This window comes from Salinivibrio sp. PR932 (assembly GCF_001996125.1).
Taxonomy (GTDB): Bacteria; Pseudomonadota; Gammaproteobacteria; order Enterobacterales; family Vibrionaceae; genus Salinivibrio; species Salinivibrio proteolyticus.
In genome coordinates this window covers 1-16,888 of the sequence record NZ_MUFM01000023.1, presented here as the reverse complement: position 1 = coordinate 16,888, position 16,888 = coordinate 1, and the positions used below count along the sequence as shown (strand labels likewise).

Sequence of the window (16,888 nt, the reverse complement as noted above, 5' to 3'; positions counted from 1 at the left end):
CTCATTGTCTGGTATATTGTACGTAAGCTCGCCTTCAACGTGCGGGCTTTCCTTGCCTAGCATCACGAGTTTAGGCTGTTGTATCGGATGGATTCGAGTACGTGTTTGACCTTCATTTACCCACGCTAACACTAGCCTGCATCAGTATATTTTGGTTGCTAACGGTCGCTGTTTTATTGATTGGTTGGCAGTTTAATCAACACAGAGATATTAAGCTTTGGGGCGTAGCGTGCTTGTTGATCTCCGCAGGCACGTCCGTATATAACCTCGGCAATAGCACAGAGATATCAGGGCTTGTTTGGCTCGGTACCACTGCGGCAATGAGTGCCCAAGTTTTCATCTGGTGGGGAACCCAGTCACTCGAAAAACAGCCACCTAGGTGGCGTGTCGGCGGGTTGCTGTTCACAATGGCTGTCGGGATATACTCATTACTCCTTGTCAATGATGCGCCCCTTGCGATACGCATCAGTTTTTATTGCCTATTCTATGCGGTTATGCACCTGATGGTGCTTCGTATACTGCTCAAAAGCCACTATCGCACACGCACTGGCTATCGTTTGTATACCAGTATCGTTTCTATCCTACTGATTCTATATGGCCTGCGCATCCAGTTTGCATTTGATATTCCGTTCAACGAAACCACTTTATCCCATCGCTATATATTCATCTATTACATGATTTTGATGGCCGAGTTCGTCAAATTTGTGACCTTTATTTATCTTTGCTTCGAGCGCCTCGAATACACCTTGTGCCAACTTGCTATGCAAGACACGCTCACTCAACTTCCCAATCGCCGTGCCTTTGTGACCCAAACTACCCAACGTCTTGAAGACGATACCGCTCACGCCTTGTTATTAGCTGACTTGGATAACTTTAAAAGTATTAACGACGTATATGGCCATCTCGCCGGTGACCAAGTCCTGATCGCCTTTAGCCAACATTTACAGCACATCGCGCAACAAGAAAGCGCCTTGTGTGCGAGAACAGGCGGAGAAGAATTTATCCTGTTATTGAATGGTGATTCAGTCAAACGCGTACAGCAGATCGCATTGCAGCTTCGCCGACAAATTGAAGCCTGCCAAGTCAGGACAGAACAAGGACATATCATTCGCTTTACTGTCAGTATCGGTGTCGCCATCCATCGCCGACATCAGCCTTTAACAATCAATCAGCTATTCGAATGTGCCGATGGCGCGCTTTATGAGGCAAAAGCACGGGGCCGGAATCGAATTGAATTTGCACTCACCGAGCATCACGCGGCACCCTCAAGTGTTGCGCCCATGCGAGTCACAGCCCCAATGCCTTGCGAAGAGTCGAACACAGATCTCCCTAAACGTTATCTCACACGACAATCTTTGACATAATGGGGAGTCAGACATCCTAAGGAGATCATGTAATGGACGAAAATGCCGACACGCTGCTGAACTTGCGTGTGATAGAGGTAGGTGATTACCAGCCACTTGCAGAACTGATGGATCTCGTTTTTCCCGATGTTGGCGGCGCATGGCCCAAAAGCACTATCATGCAATTGGTGACCGCGTTTCCGGATGGACAAATCTGTATTGAAGACAATGGTAAGATTGTCGCCGCGGCACTCACGCTAAAAGTGGCTTATAACCGTTTTTCTCTTCCTCATACTTACGCGGATATCATCACCGATGATGGGGTGGTATTTCATGATGCCAAAGGGGATGCGCTCTACGGCCTCGATGTTTTTGTCCACCCTGATTATCGTGGTCACCGCTTGGGGCGTCGGCTTTACGAAGCACGTAAAGATCTCTGCCAAGCGCTTAACCTCAAAGCCATTCTTGCCGGTGGGCGGATCCCTGGTTATCACAAGCATAATGATCTGACCGTCACCGAATACATCAATAAAGTACGTCGTAAAGAAATCCACGATCCGATTTTGTCGTTTCAGCTGTCAAATGATTTTGATGTGAAACGTTTGATGAACCGATACCTTCCAGAGGATGGTAAATCCGCAGGCTATGCCACCCTATTAGAGTGGGATAATTTCTTTTATGAAGAAGATGCCTCATCCGTCCACGATATAGAGAAGACTATTGTTCGTATTGGGGTGGTTCAATGGCAAATGCGTCATGTACTCTCCGTCGATGACCTGCTCAATCAAGCGGAGTTTTTTGTCTCATCGCTATCGAATTATCAATCGGACTTTGCCCTATTCCCTGAGTTTTTCTGTGCGCCTTTGATGGGGCTTGCCCCAGAAAAAGGCTCTGTAGAAGCAATCCGTTTTTTAAGTGAATTCACACAGACAATTAAACAACGCTTCTCTCAACTCGCCGTTACTTACAACATCAATATCATTGCAGGCAGTATGCCTGTATTAGAAGATGAAAAGTTGTACAACGTGTCATACCTGATGCATCGAGACGGCAGCATCGATGAGCAATACAAAATACATATCACGCCGCATGAACAGCGAGACTGGGTGATTGATGGCGGCGAAACCGTCAAAGTCATTGAAACCGATGCCGGGCGTGTGGGGATCCTCATCTGTTATGATGTCGAATTCCCTGAACTGGGACGCATCCTCGCAGAGCAAGAAGTGCAAATCCTCTTTGTTCCCTTCTGGACCGACACCAAAAACGGCTATCTACGCGTTCGTCTCTGCGCTCAAGCGCGCGCGATTGAAAACGAATGCTATGTCGCCATTGGAGGCAGCGTAGGCAACCTCCCTAGAGTGGATAACGTCGACATTCAGTATGCCGAGTCAGCGGTATTCTCACCGTCTGATGTCTATTTCCCCCACGATGCCACACTCGCCGAGGCGAATGCCAATACAGAGATGATGATCTTTGCGGATGTCGATTTAGACAAACTAAAAATGCTGCACGAACGAGGTTCAGTCACCAACCTCAAACATCGTCGCCCAAAACTGTATGCCAATCACCTGAGTCAGGAGTAAAGGCGTTTTGCCCCGTAAATTGCGGGGCAAATCACTTCTATTTATTGGCCTTTCTCACACTACGAACAAAAAATAATACAACAAACGCCCATTTTTTACGACACCCCTGCCAATCACTAACTACCATTGATTAAAAAGCAACCAATTCGGTTTATCTATCCAGTCGGCTAATTAATCATTGAGGTGAAAGGCCATGAAGCTCAAACATAGAATGCTCGTCAGCTTGCTTGGCGTGGGCATCGTGCCTGCGTTGGTGATCACATTGCTGTCGCTTAATACGGCATCTTCCTCGCTCGAGACCCAAACGTTTAACCAGTTAGAAGCACTGCGAGAGGTGAAAAAGTCCGCGGTGGAGCGTTATTTTAAAACCGCAGAAGGGCAGATCATTACCACTGCGGAAATCCCTTCTATCGCTGATGCCATGGCTTCCATGACTCAGGCCTTTACCAATTTAGCCCGCCCAGAAAACGCCGCGTCATCGTCGTTAGTCGGCTATTATCAGCAGAACCTAACCAGTAAGTTACAAGCGACTGGCAACACTGGCTTACCGAGTGCACAGGAGCTCGTCGCACAGCTTTCTCCACAAACTATTGCTCTGCAAAACGCGTATTTGGTGAATAATCCCAGTCCCGTCGGCGAAAAAGGGAATTACCAAACCAGTCGCCAATTGCCCGCTTACGATCGCGCTCATCAAGCTATCCACCCCTTTTTAAGAGACGTCCAAGCGAAATTTGGCTATTACGATATTTTCTTAATTGAAGCGCAGCGAGGCACGGTGGTTTACTCCGTGTCAAAAGAGGTCGACTTTGGTACTTCGCTACTTACTGGGCCTTTTCAACGCTCAGGGCTTGCTGAGGCATTTAAACAAGGCCGTCAGCTAGCCGATGGCGATGCCGTGATTATCGATTTCTCGCCCTACTCCGCATCCGCCAATGCACCCGCAGGATTTATGGCCTCGCCTGTCTACCGTAATAATCAGTTACTGGGTGTGTTAGCGTACCAATTCCCCATTGATCGATTGAGCGAAATCATGACCGAGCGTGATGGCTTAGGCCAAACCGGTGAGACCTACCTGGTGGGCAGCGACGGCTTAATGCGCTCCAACTCATTTCTAGACCCACAACACCGCACCGTGTTCGCTTCGTTTATGAACCCCGCTGAAGGGGCAGTCAATACTCAAGCCGTCCAGCGCGCGATTAACGGCGAAAAAGGCATTGATATCATTAGCGATTATAACGGTAATCCTGTTTTATCCGCCTATGCGCCGGTGACCGCTGGAGGGCTAACCTGGGCGATCATTGCAGAAATGGACGTTAAAGAAGCCTTTGCTGCGTTAAACGCTCTCGAACTTTCTGTCGCAGTCATTTTTGTGATTGCCGTGATGGGTATCGTTGCGACTGCCATTATCTTTGCTCGCAAAATTACCCGCCCGATTGGCGGGGAGCCTGAAGAAATGGAAAAAATCGTGCAAACCATTGCCGATGGCGATCTCACCGTCTCCTTTAATCAAGATCCGAACGCGACTGGGGTTTATCGCTCAATGCGAGAAATGACTAAAAATCTCACCGCCATGGTGTGTGACATTATCGGTGCTACCAGCCAACAAGCCGCAGCGGCAGAACAACTGTCAGCGTCAACCGTTGAAACCTTGACCAACTTTGAAGCGCAAAATGCACGCACAGAACAGGTTGCGGCAGCAATGGAGCAGATGACCGCGACCGCCAATCAAATCTCATCAAGCACCTCTTCCACGGCCGATGCCGCAGAAAAAGCTCGTGAGATGATCCACGATGGTGACAGTCAAGTCTCACTCGCCGTCGACTCTATGCGTGACTTAGTCGCGCGATTACAAAGTGCGCGCACCAAGTCTGACTCTTTAGTCCGCAGTGCAGAAGACATCTCAGGCATTTTACAAACCATTGGACAAATTGCCGATCAAACGAATCTACTCGCGCTTAATGCGGCCATTGAAGCGGCTCGCGCGGGTGAGCAAGGACGCGGATTTGCTGTGGTTGCCGACGAAGTGAGAACCCTCGCGCAAAGCACACAAGACGCGACGGGTGAAATTGCCCAATTGATTGAAAACTTGCAACGCGATTCCAGCGATACAACGCAAGCAATGGTCGACAGTGCTGATGCTGCGGGCAATGTCTCAGAACGGGCAGAGTCCAGCATTGCATCGCTAAAACAAGCAGTGATGGCCGTCGAAGAGATCGCGGATATGTCACTGCAGATGGCAAGTGCCTCTGAAGAGCAATCCTTGGTCGCGACGGAGATCAACCAAAACCTCGAGGAAATTAACACCATGACCGGTGAAAACCGTCAAGCCATGGACCAAATCACGCAAGCGACGCAAGACTTGAGTGCCCTTTCTCAAGTACTCAAAGGCCACACCAGTAGATTTCATTGTCAAGGCAAACTTGCCTAACGCTCACGCTCGGCACCTTATGTGCCGAGTACCTCTCTTCTCCCAAACAATCGCCTGACCTCGCGCAAACTCTCAACATTCGCTAGCACATAGAATGGCTATCTTGATAGAATCACCGCATTTCTGCGTAAGCGTAACAAGAGAGATTCCGAATGGGACGTAGTTTTGAAGTTCGTAAAGCGTCGATGGCCAAAACCCAGGGCGCAAAAATCAAAGTGTATTCAAAGTACGGTAAAGAGATTTACGTGTGCGCCAAAAATGGCGGTAGTGATCCAGATAGCAACCTTTCACTGCGCCGTTTGATTGAAAAAGCGAAAAAAGACCAAGTACCTGGCCATGTGATCGATAAAGCCATTGATAAAGCCAATGGTGGTGGCGGCGAAAACTATGAAGTAGCTCGCTACGAAGGATTTGGTCCTGGCAATTGTGCCGTTATCGTCGACTGTCTTACTGATAACAACAATCGTACCTATATGGACGTGCGCCAATGCTTTGTGAAGAATGATGCCAAGATTGGCTCACCGGGCGCCGTGTCACACATGTTTGAGCATCAAGCGGTATTTCAGTTTGCGGGCGACGATGAAGAAGGCGTTCTCGAAGCGCTAGTAATGGCAGATGTCGACGTGACCGATATTGAAGCAGAAGATGGTGTGATCACCGTATTTGCGCCGCATACAGAGTTTTTCAAAGTGAAAAACGCACTCAGCGATCACCTTGGTGATACGCCTCTGGACTTGGAAGAGATTACCTTTGTTCCTCAGACCAATACAGAAGTCAGTGGCGATGACGTTGAACGTTTTGAAAAGTTCCTCGATATGCTAAACGACTGTGATGACGTACAAAACGTTTATCACAATGCTGAGCTCGTTTAAGCCGTTCACTCAAGGCGCCTTTGCAAAGGCGCCTTATTTCTCACCAAGTTGCTTGAGCAGCATTTGAGAGAACAACGCCCAGTTTTGCCGGAACTTATCTTCCCCCTGCAATAAATAGCTTTGCAAGCCAACCCCTAGAAAAAAGGCATCGACAACACGGATTGCAGTATCAATTTGGTGCTGAGGAATTTTGCCTTGATAGAAGTAATCTATCGCCCGAGTGTACTCTGCGAGTCCATGCTGAGAAAAACGCTGTATTGACGCTCTGAACTGATCGTCAAATAACGCTTGCGCGGTGAAACTGTACATGGCTTTCATCGCATAAGGTTCGCATTTCATGGTGAGATACAAGGTATCACCCGTCACTTCTAGATAGCTCTCAAAATCATCAAAATTCGCGGGCTCTGCCACCGCGAGAAACATTGAAATCAACTCATCTACCGCAGCGTGTTTTACCGCATCTAGATTATCAAAATGATGATAAAGCGCCCCTTTGCTGATCCCCGCCTTCTTACCTAACTTTGTTGCAGTTAATGCTGCAAGCCCCTCATTTCCAACAATTTCTAAAGTCGTCGAGAGAATTCTTTGCCGCATCGCCTGAGAAGCAATTTCGTTCTTATTCATCGTTATTTGATCAAAAAATGAAAGACTAGTTGAAAAAATAAAACATACCGAATGTTCATTCAACTTTATTTGCATAAAATGTGACCAGTAACCGAATGTTTTTTCGACAGATCTTGGTGGACGATTTGGAAGTAATTGAAAGTTATAGCATTAAGGACAGATCAGTCAGTTAGGTGATCAAAAACAGCCTCCGAGCCCGTTTCTAGACGATCATTGTTCGGTGACACATTACGCATAACACTCAGATAAAACGCGGGTTAGCGAGAGGAATAACACACATTGATCGCCAACAGGGCTAACCTGTAGTTAAATAACAGGATGACAAGAAAGACTTTCAGAATGAGGAAAGGAGCTGAGATCGCATTAAACAACAGCAATGGTATCTACATTGGGTGGCGACATATCGATTGTTAAGGCAATGAAAGATGATGCTGATCGGATTTAACAATTTGATATACACGCGAATACGATGCCATCCACAGACACTTCTGGAGCCAAGGTCTACAATAGTGATAGTGCAACAAGTCGGTGACGTAAGAATGAAATGGCAATGGTGTTTACTACTGACAATACTCGCTACACTTCCTGTACACGCGAATCCCACCTACGTGATTGGCGTGCAAAACTTCTCGCAGTATTATCCGTACTCTTCCTATGCAAACCGTAATTACTCTGGCTTCAATCGGGAATTGCTCGATATGTTTGCCAAAACCCAGAATTACCGTTTTATCTACAAGCCTCTTCCTTTAAAGCGCTTGTATCATCGTTTTGTCGACGGGGCCGTCGATTTTAAATATCCCGATAGCCCAAAGTGGAGCCCAGAAATCAAGCGTAAGTCGAAAATTTTCTACAGCGAGCCTGTCGTCAACTATATTGATGGCGTCATGGTGATTGATGACAACTATGGGCAGTCTCTTAACCAACTTAAATACCTAGGTGTTGTGGCAGGGTTTACGCCTTATCCCTACCAATCTCGGATCAGCGCCGGTCAAATTCAGGTCGATGAATGTTACAAATACGACTCACTGTTGATGAAAGTAGTGAGCGGTCGCGTTGATGGCGGGTACGCAAACGTTGCCGTTGCACAATTTTACCTCGAGCAGATGGGGTTTCAAAAAGGCTCGGTACGGTTTGACGATACTCTGCCGCACAGCAAGGGCACTCGTCATCTTTCAACCATCAAGTATCCCGAGGTGATTGCCGAATTTAATCGGTTTTTAGTTGATCACAAAGAGGATGTCGATGCATTAAAAGCCAGCTACGGACTCGAGTAACGAGTTTATCGCCATCTATCTGTATTCCCACTTCATTTCACGCTCGGGTGTTGTATACTCGTAGTCCTTCAAGATGCTGGTTGAAAAAGCGACCAGCTTTCTGACTGTGCCCAACAACATGGATAGATATCGCGAAGGAGCCCCTTGAGTAACCAACTGATTAGTCTGGACCTGTTTTACGCGATTGAGCATTTGATGCCAGGGAAACGTACTGTCGCCCTATTCCGTAAGTCCGTCAAACACCTTCCAGTGACAACTTTGCCTTTAACCCATTATGATTCTGCGGCAGGCTTACAATTGGCATTATTTCGGCACTGCCGCAACTATGTCGCGTTTACACAAGGCCATCCTATCTCTCCGGATTTTGATTTTTCGGGCAGTGCGGAGCAGATCTTGGCAGCAGAATCCATCATGAAGGCCTTTATTCGAGGCGCTTACTGGTGGGTGGAGTATCACATGGCTCACTACCGTGACGATTGGAGCCACGAGCAAACCCAGCGTTGGCTAAAAGACCTGCGTTTACTCGTGCAAGTGGTTATCGGTATTGGCAATTGCACCAATGCGGAGTGGATCCTCACGCATCGAGGTCCCATTCAAGCTCTGACCTACGACACCCATTTAGAGCCATTTCTCGCGAGCTACGACTAGTTAAACTTGGCGCCTTGCGTCAGTGTGTTCACGCTGACGCTCTCCCACTCATTCGTTACGATAGTTTCGTTTTTTCGTCACCTTAGTTGCGTAACCTCGTTCCAAATAGGCAATTAATTGGGCGACTGTGAAACGATTAAAGCGATATCAATACGAGCGTTATGCCATTTTATGCCGCGCGTCCTATCCGAGCTATTTTGATCATACCCATTATGGATTTAGCCCAAATGGACGAAGGGATATCTATGATCGCTGGGGACGGTGCATTATTCGCGTGCTCTGGCGCGATGATGACGACGTGGTGGTGGTATTTCGCGGCTCACAAACCGCGTGGGACTGGCTGGTTAATTGCGCGTGTGGACCTAAGCAGATACGAATGGGCAATGTTAGGTGTTTTGTGCACTGGGGATTTCATTATCTCCTCACTCAAAAAAGCTTACCGTGGCAACAGCACAAGCGCCGCTATCAATTCATGACCACAAGCCAGTTTGCGGATGTAGCGCAAGCTGCCGACACCTGTTCACTGGCCGGCAACACAGTGCTGGATAAGCTAGAGGCAGCACTCGCGCCGCTGCTCCAAGCCAACAAAAAGGTCTCCTTTATTGGCCACTCATCGGGAGGCGCAATGGCCGTCATTGCCGCCGCAATGCTTTATCCCTCCATGGGACAGGCAATCAAGCGCATCGTCACCTTTGGCCAGCCGGCTGCCGGTATGTGGCGTTTTAAGCGATATTATCCTTTTCACACCAAAACCTACCGTATTTGTTGTGATGTCGACATCATTACATTTTTGCCTGGTATTCCCATGCTGTATTGGCATGTCGGACGCCTGCTTTGGCTACATGAGAACAAGATCTACACCGACACACCTTCCGTCATTCGAGTACTACGCGTCTTGTTCAGCTGGCTAACCCGTCCGATTGCTTATCACTACATGGACAAATATATCCGACGCAAAGACTATTTTGATCAACACTGATCGTTTCGTGACAGCCAATACGTGACGTTGTCACTAAATGCCATTTATCCAAACCAATCTGTGATCGGGTTAACGGCCCACTTTCGTGTCCCAAGACTGTCACTCAACAGTCACCTCGATTTAATATTGACTCGCCAGACTCTCGACCAACTTTGCGCCCGGTGGCGTAGAGCCTCGCTATCACTAAACCCATAAATACGATAACGAACAGAAAGGAAGTCATGTCGTGAGCAAGCATATTGATCAGCGTCCGCTGGATGCAGAGCCCGAATTCAACCGTTTTATTGACGCCGCCGTGAGCCGTCGCCGCTTTTTACAAGGCGCAGGCGCGGCAAGTACCGTAGCTTTTTTCGCCGCTAACCCAGTTGCAAAGGCTGTGGCTGGCAGCTTGAGTAAAAGTGAATTACTCGGTTTTAAAGCCATCCCAACCTCGACGGCTGACACCGTCACTGTGCCCGAAGGATACAAAGCGGAGGTACTGGTATCATGGGGCGATCCTATCTTTGCCAATGCCCCCGCCTTTTCGCAGCAAAACGATGCCAGCGCCCAAGCACAACAGTTTGGTGACAATAATGATGGCATGACATTTTTCCCTCTCGCCAATGATCGCGCCTTACTCGCCGTCAATAACGAGTACATCAACGATGAGTTTCTGTTTACGCACGGCGGTAAAAACATCTCAGCCGATGATGCGCGTAAATCACAAGCGGCGCATGGCGTCTCTTTGGTTGAACTCAAGAAAGTCGATGGTCGCTGGACAATCAACCCGCAAGGTCGCTTAAACCGTCGTATTACCGCATATACGGAGATGGCAATGACAGGCCCAGCCGCCGGCCATTCACTGCTTAAAACCGCAGCTGATCCCTCGGGTAAAAAGATCCTCGGCACCTTTAATAATTGTGCCAACGGCGAAACGCCTTGGGGCACTTATCTCACTTGCGAAGAAAACTTTAATGGCTATTTCGCCAGCGAAAAAACCGTGACCTTAGGCAAAACCTATCAACGCTACGGCATCAGCGATACCGATTGGGGGTACGACTGGTATAAACACGACGAACGCTTTGATGTCGCCAAGCACCCCAATGAGCCCCATCGCTTCGGCTGGGTGGTCGAAATTGACCCTATGGACCCCAATTCGACCCCGAAAAAGCGCAGCGCACTGGGCCGCTTTAAGCACGAAAATGCCGCACTAACAGTCAATGATGATGGTCATGTTGTCGTGTATATGGGCGATGATGAACGTGGCGAGCACCTGTACAAATTTGTCTCTGAGGGAAAATACGATCCAAGTAAAGGTAGCGCTAATCGCGATTTGCTCGAAAATGGCACCTTGTATGTCGCGAAATTTACTGGCAGCGACGATAAGCTAAAAGGCCACGGGGAGTGGTTAGAGCTCACTTTTGGTAAAAATGGCCTAACCCCTGAAAACGGTTTTCCTGACCAAGCCAGCGTGCTCATTTTTGCCCGCGAAGCCGCGACACAAGTCGGTGCCACTACCATGGATCGCCCAGAGTGGGTCGCCGTGCACGCCGACAACAAGCATGTTTTTTGCACCCTCACCAATAACAAGTACCGTGGTGTGAAAGACAACCAACCATTAAATGCCGCCAACCCACGCACCAAAAACCCGTATGGCCATATTATTCGCTGGGCGCCGACCCAAGGCGATCATACTCAGACGACCTTTGAGTGGGACATCTTCGTGATGGCTGGCCACCCTGAGAAGCAATCTGGGTTAATGGCGGGTACCGATAACATCAACAAAAACAACATGTTTAACAGCCCGGATGGTATCGGCTTTGATCGTGCCGGTCGTCTTTGGATTCAAACCGACGGTGATTACTCCAACGAGGGAGACTTCGCTGGCATGGGCAATAACCAAATGCTGTGTGCCGACACGCAAACAGGAGAAATTCGCCGCTTCCTTACCGGGCCAACGTCATGTGAGATCACGGGACTAACCTTTACCCCTGACTCACGCACTATGTTTGTGGGCGTGCAACATCCAGGCGCTCACTTTCCTGCTGGGGGTGATGCCATTCCCCGCTCTTCAGTGATCATGATCACTAAAGACGACGGTGGCGTGATCGGAACCTAACAGCGCTCCGCCGCGACACATTCACGTTCGCGCGCTACCTAACCAACGCCATTCAGCCCTTGTCATGACGAGGGCTTTTTACTATGCGCGACTATGACAAGCGCGCAAATGTTGCACTTATCTGCAAACTATCAACTATATTTACAGAGGGTATATGTATCGATAATGCGCCAAACTGCACCTAACAGGTTGATAAAAGAATGTAACTCATTCAAAAACAACGCGTTGGCACAATGCAGTTACCGAAGGAGCCGACAGCATGGCGACAGAGACACAAGTCACCGAGACACAAGGAACGGTTGCTGCCGTTCAGCCTGATGGCCAAGTACGTCAGATAGAGGCCAATCAAACGGTTTCGACGGGAGAGCTCGTCACCGCGGTAGGTAACGAGCCTGCCTCTGTACGCCTTGAGAATGGTGTCGATGCAAACCTTGCATTGTCTGCCTTGCTTGTCGGCGAAGGTGAAGACGATACACTGGTACAAGATTTACCTGAGGATGTACTTGAAATCATTGAAGCCATCCAACGCGGTGAAGATCCCAATGCCATTGAAGATGCCGCCACCGCAGCCGGTGCGGCGGCTTCAGGTTCTGCAATCACGGCCATGGCAATCATTGAAGCGAACGGCCGTATTGGCGAGATCATTGCAGGCTTACAGACCGAAGGTATCACTGACCCAGAAAGTGGCATTACCGACGAACAGCTTTTTGCTTTAACGGCGTTAAGATTGGCAAGCGCAGACGCGGTATTCCCCGCCGCAGAGACCAATGAAGCGCCGAGCGCCGAGTCGTTGACCTTCAGCACAGATGAAGACCAACCATTAGTGCTGACGCCCAATCAAATACTGCAGCAAATCAACGATCCAGATGGTGACACTCTCACTATTGTTTCCATCACCAGTGGTAATCCAGATGTCGAAATCGACGAAGACGCGTCTGGCAATATCGTTATCACACCACCGCCCAATTTCAATGGTGACCTTGATCTCACCGTCATTGTTTCCGATGGCCAAGCAGAAACGCCGTCCGATATCACGGTCACCGTGAATCCCGTCAACGATGCTCCCACGCTGCAATTTTCAGCGACGGCGGTCACCGAGGATGTGGTCGCGGCTGGCGATAGCGTCGGCACTGTGACGGCGACGGATATAGAAGACGATACCCTCACTCTGTCGTTGACTGATGGCGGACAAAACTATGTCGAGTTGCAGGGTAATAATGTTGTTCTCACTCAGGCAGGCGTAGATGCAATCAATAACGATGCACTAGATATCGCCTCGCTGACATTTACAATCACTGCCTCAGACGGCGAAACGAGCACCTCTGAAACCTTCACCTCAGCAGTGGAACGTATTGACGATCCCGCATCCATCACAGGTGATACCTCAGGCACGCTCTCGGAGGGTGAAATCGATGGCTCTGATGGAAGTTTGGTAGCCAGAGACTCGGTTTCCGGTACCTTGTCGATCACCGATCCGGACGATAGCCCAACGTGGATCGATAGCACGCAATCCGGCCTGTATGGTGAGCTCGTCTTCACTAATGGCAACTGGACCTACACCGCAGATAGCGATGCTGTGCAATCTCTTAGCGAGGGCGATGCGGTTTCGGATAACTTCACTGTGACTGCATCAGACGGCAGCAGCCAAGTGATCGCGATAACTATCACAGGTACAAATGATGATCCTGTGATTAGCGGCCAAACCCTTGGCGATGTTGTCGAAGACAGCATTTTAGAAGCGACAGGATCTCTCAGTATTTCGGATGCAGATGGTAACAATGCCCCGAGCTTTTCCGATGGCAATGTGTCGGGTCAGTATGGTGAGTTATCACTGGTGAATGGTACATGGATTTATACGCTCGATAATAACAGTAGCGTTATCCAAGGCTTAGACGCTGGCGATCAGGTGACCGATACAATTACCCTGACTGCCTCTGATGGCACTGAGCAAGCTATTGTTATCACTATTACTGGTAGCGAAGATGCGCCTGAAGTCACCGGTGAGTTTGTTGGCTCAGTGACCGAAGGCAACGTGGGCGATGCGGTCACTGCCACGGGCACCATCGCGATCAGTGATGTTGATGACGGCGATAATCCGACTTTTGCGGATACCACTGAGGCGGGGACTTATGGCTCGCTGGAACTAGTAGATGGCGCTTGGACCTACACCCTCGATCAGTCTGCGGTACAAGATTTAGATGCCGGTGATCTGGTCACCGATACCATCACTCTGACTGCCTCTGATGGCACAGAGCAAGATATTGTTATCACTATTACGGGGACGGATGATGCCCCTGAAGTGAGCGGTAGCTTTTCCGGCTCAGTGACCGAAGGTGACGTGGGCGATGCACCTGTCACTGCCACCGGCACCATTGCGATCAGCGATATTGATGACGGCGATAATCCGACCTTTGCGGATACCACAGCAACCGGCACTTATGGCTCGCTGGAACTAGTCGGTGAAAACTGGACCTACACCCTCGATCAGTCTGCGGTACAAGATTTAGATGCCGGTGATCAAGTCACCGACACTATCACCCTGACCGCAAACGATGGTACTGAGCAAGATATTGTCATCACTATTACGGGCACCGACGATGCACCAGAAGTCACCGGTGAGTTTGTTGGTTCAGTCACCGAAGGCAATGAAGGTGATGCGCCTGTTACTGCCACCGGCACCCTTGCGATCAGTGATGTCGACGGTGACGATACACCTACCTTCGCCAATACCACTGAGACTGGTGCTTATGGGTCGCTAGAGCTGGTTAACGGCAATTGGGCTTACACCCTCGATCAGTCTGCGGTGCAAGATTTAGATGCTGGCGATCAGGTGACGGACACCATCACCCTGACTGCCTCTGATGGCACCCAGCAAGATATTGTTATCACCATTACGGGGACCGACGATGCCCCTGAAGTAAGTGGTGAGTTTATTGGTTCCGTCACCGAGGGTGATGTAGGCGATGCGCCAGTCACTGCCACCGGTACCATTGCGATCAGTGATGTGGATGACGGCGATAATCCAACCTTTGCCGATACCACTGAGGCGGGTACCTATGGCTCGCTAGAACTGGTGAACGGCAACTGGACTTACACGCTAAATCAGAGCTCAGTACAGAATTTAGATGCCGGCGATCAGGTGACCGACACCATCACCCTCACCGCAAGCGATAACACGCAACAAGATATCGTGATCACCATTATGGGGACCGACGATGCGCCTGAGGTCACCGGTAACTTTACCGGCTCGGTCACCGAAGGCAACGAAGGCGATGCGGTCACTGCCACGGGCACCCTTGCGCTCAGTGATGTGGATGGCGACGATGCGCCAACCTTTGCGAATACTATAGAAGCGGGGACTTATGGCTCGCTGGAACTAGTAGATGGCGCTTGGACCTACACCCTCGATCAGTCTGCCGTGCAGGATTTAGATGCTGGCGATCAGGTGACGGACACCATCACCTTGACTGCCTCTGATGGCACCCAGCAAGATATTGTTATCACCATTACCGGTACCGATGATGCCCCTGAGGTCACCGGTAACTTTACCGGCTCGGTCACCGAGGGTGACGCAGGTGATGCACCCGTCACTGCCACCGGCACCCTTGCGATCAGTGATGTCGATAGTGACGACGCGCCAACCTTTGCCGACGTCACACAGGCAGGCACCTATGGGTTGCTCGAGCTGGTGAACGGTAATTGGACCTACACCCTTGATCAGTCTGCCGTGCAGAATTTAGACGCCGGCGATCAGGTCACCGATACCATTACCCTGACTGCGAGCGATAACACGCAACAAGATATTGTTATCACCATTACGGGGACCGACGATGCGCCAGAAGTAAGCGGTAGCTTTACCGGCTCGGTGACCGAAGGTGACGCGGGCGATGCGCCTGTCACTGCGACGGGTACGATTGCGATCAGTGATGTCGATGGCGATGACAATCCGACCTTTGCCGATGTTACACAGGCAGGCACTTATGGCTCATTGGAGCTAGTAGATGGAGCTTGGACGTACACCCTTGATCAAGCCAGCGTGCAGGATTTAGATGCCGGTGATCAGGTGACGGACACCATCACCCTGACTGCCTCTGATGGCACAGAGCAAGATATTGTTATCACTATTACGGGTACGGACGACGCCCCTGAGGTCACCGGTAACTTTACCGGCTCGGTCACCGAGGGTGACGCAGGTGATGCGGCGGTGACTGCAACCGGCACCATTGCGATCAGTGATGTGGATGGCGACGATAATCCAACCTTTGCCGATACCACAGAGACCGGCACCTATGGTTCGCTCGAGCTAGTGAACGGTAATTGGACGTACACCCTCGATCAATCTGCCGTGCAGAGTTTAGATGCCGGCGATCAGGTCACCGATACCATTACCCTGACGGCAAGCGATAACACGCAACAAGATATTGTCATCACCATTACGGGGACCGATGATGCGCCAGAAGTGAGTGGTGAGTTTGTTGGTTCAGTCACCGAAGGAGACGAAGGTGATGCGCCTGTTACTGCCACGGGTACCATTGCGATCAGTGATATCGANTTTAGATGCCGGCGATCAGGTCACCGATACCATTACCCTGACGGCAAGCGATAACACGCAACAAGATATTGTCATCACCATTACGGGGACCGATGATGCGCCAGAAGTGAGTGGTGAGTTTGTTGGTTCAGTCACCGAAGGAGACGAAGGTGATGCGCCTGTTACTGCCACGGGTACCATTGCGATCAGTGATATCGACGGTGACGATACGCCGACCTTTKCTGATACCACAGCAACCGGCACTTACGGTTCGCTCCAGCTAGTTAACGGTAATTGGACTTACACACTTGATCAGTCTGCGGTGCAAGATTTAGATGCCGGTGATCAAGTCACCGACACCATCACCCTGACCGCAAACGATGGTACTGAGCAAGATATTGTCATCACTATTACTGGTAGCGAAGATGCGCCTGAAGTCACCGGTAACTTTACCGGCTCAGTGACCGAAGGCAACGTGGGCGATGCACCTGTCACTGCCACCGGCACC

General features: G+C 49.9%; 9 protein-coding genes and 3 pseudogenes. 11 read left to right on the top strand and 1 reads right to left on the bottom strand.

Annotation, left to right across the window (positions count from 1 at the left end):
- Positions 1-101: 101 nt before the first annotated feature.
- The 4 genes from BZG84_RS11360 (at position 102) to BZG84_RS11345 (ending at position 6,226) form a co-directional block, all read left to right on the top strand.
- On the top strand, positions 102-1,364 hold the full coding sequence (locus BZG84_RS11360) for a GGDEF domain-containing protein (RefSeq protein ID WP_077481044.1): 1,263 nt from the start codon (positions 102-104) through the stop codon (positions 1,362-1,364).
- 32 nt (positions 1,365-1,396) lie between these two features.
- On the top strand, positions 1,397-2,926 hold the full coding sequence (locus tag BZG84_RS11355) for a bifunctional GNAT family N-acetyltransferase/carbon-nitrogen hydrolase family protein (protein ID WP_077481046.1): 1,530 nt from the start codon (positions 1,397-1,399) through the stop codon (positions 2,924-2,926).
- A gap of 193 nt (positions 2,927-3,119) precedes the next feature.
- The gene (locus tag BZG84_RS11350) at positions 3,120-5,354 is read left to right on the top strand and encodes a methyl-accepting chemotaxis protein (RefSeq protein WP_077678224.1); all 2,235 of its coding nucleotides are present in this window, start codon (positions 3,120-3,122) and stop codon (positions 5,352-5,354) included.
- A gap of 152 nt (positions 5,355-5,506) precedes the next feature.
- Complete coding sequence (locus tag BZG84_RS11345) at positions 5,507-6,226, top strand: YebC/PmpR family DNA-binding transcriptional regulator (protein WP_077481050.1); 720 nt, start codon at positions 5,507-5,509, stop codon at positions 6,224-6,226.
- Positions 6,227-6,259: 33 nt separating this feature from the next.
- On the opposite strand, the gene BZG84_RS11340 is transcribed toward BZG84_RS11345, so the two are convergent.
- A complete protein-coding gene (locus BZG84_RS11340; RefSeq protein WP_077481052.1) occupies positions 6,260-6,925 on the bottom strand; it encodes a TetR/AcrR family transcriptional regulator in 666 nt (221 codons plus the stop codon).
- Between the two features lie 434 nt (positions 6,926-7,359).
- On the opposite strand from BZG84_RS11340, the gene BZG84_RS11335 reads away from it, so the two are divergent.
- From BZG84_RS11335 to BZG84_RS16625, 7 genes and pseudogenes are all read left to right on the top strand, one after another.
- Positions 7,360-8,124 carry a substrate-binding periplasmic protein gene (locus BZG84_RS11335; protein WP_158011490.1) on the top strand — a complete coding sequence of 255 codons (765 nt, stop codon included), beginning with the start codon at positions 7,360-7,362 and terminating at the stop codon, positions 8,122-8,124.
- Between the two features lie 144 nt (positions 8,125-8,268).
- Positions 8,269-8,772 (top strand): hypothetical protein, encoded by a 504-nt coding sequence (locus tag BZG84_RS11330; RefSeq protein WP_077457878.1) that lies wholly within the window; start codon positions 8,269-8,271, stop codon positions 8,770-8,772.
- Between the two features lie 127 nt (positions 8,773-8,899).
- Positions 8,900-9,751 (top strand): lipase family protein, encoded by an 852-nt coding sequence (locus tag BZG84_RS11325; protein ID WP_077481056.1) that lies wholly within the window; start codon positions 8,900-8,902, stop codon positions 9,749-9,751.
- 226 nt (positions 9,752-9,977) lie between these two features.
- The gene (locus tag BZG84_RS11320; protein ID WP_077481058.1) at positions 9,978-11,849 is read left to right on the top strand and encodes a PhoX family protein; all 1,872 of its coding nucleotides are present in this window, start codon (positions 9,978-9,980) and stop codon (positions 11,847-11,849) included.
- Positions 11,850-12,108: 259 nt separating this feature from the next.
- Positions 12,109-12,882 (top strand): annotated as a pseudogene (locus BZG84_RS16635) (cadherin-like domain-containing protein); the annotation flags it as partial.
- A 9-nt stretch (positions 12,883-12,891) separates the two neighbouring features.
- A pseudogene (locus BZG84_RS16630) lies at positions 12,892-13,818 on the top strand (VCBS domain-containing protein); the annotation flags it as partial.
- Positions 13,804-16,888: pseudogene (locus tag BZG84_RS16625) on the top strand (VCBS domain-containing protein); the annotation flags it as partial. The pseudogenes BZG84_RS16630 and BZG84_RS16625, both read left to right, overlap by 15 nt.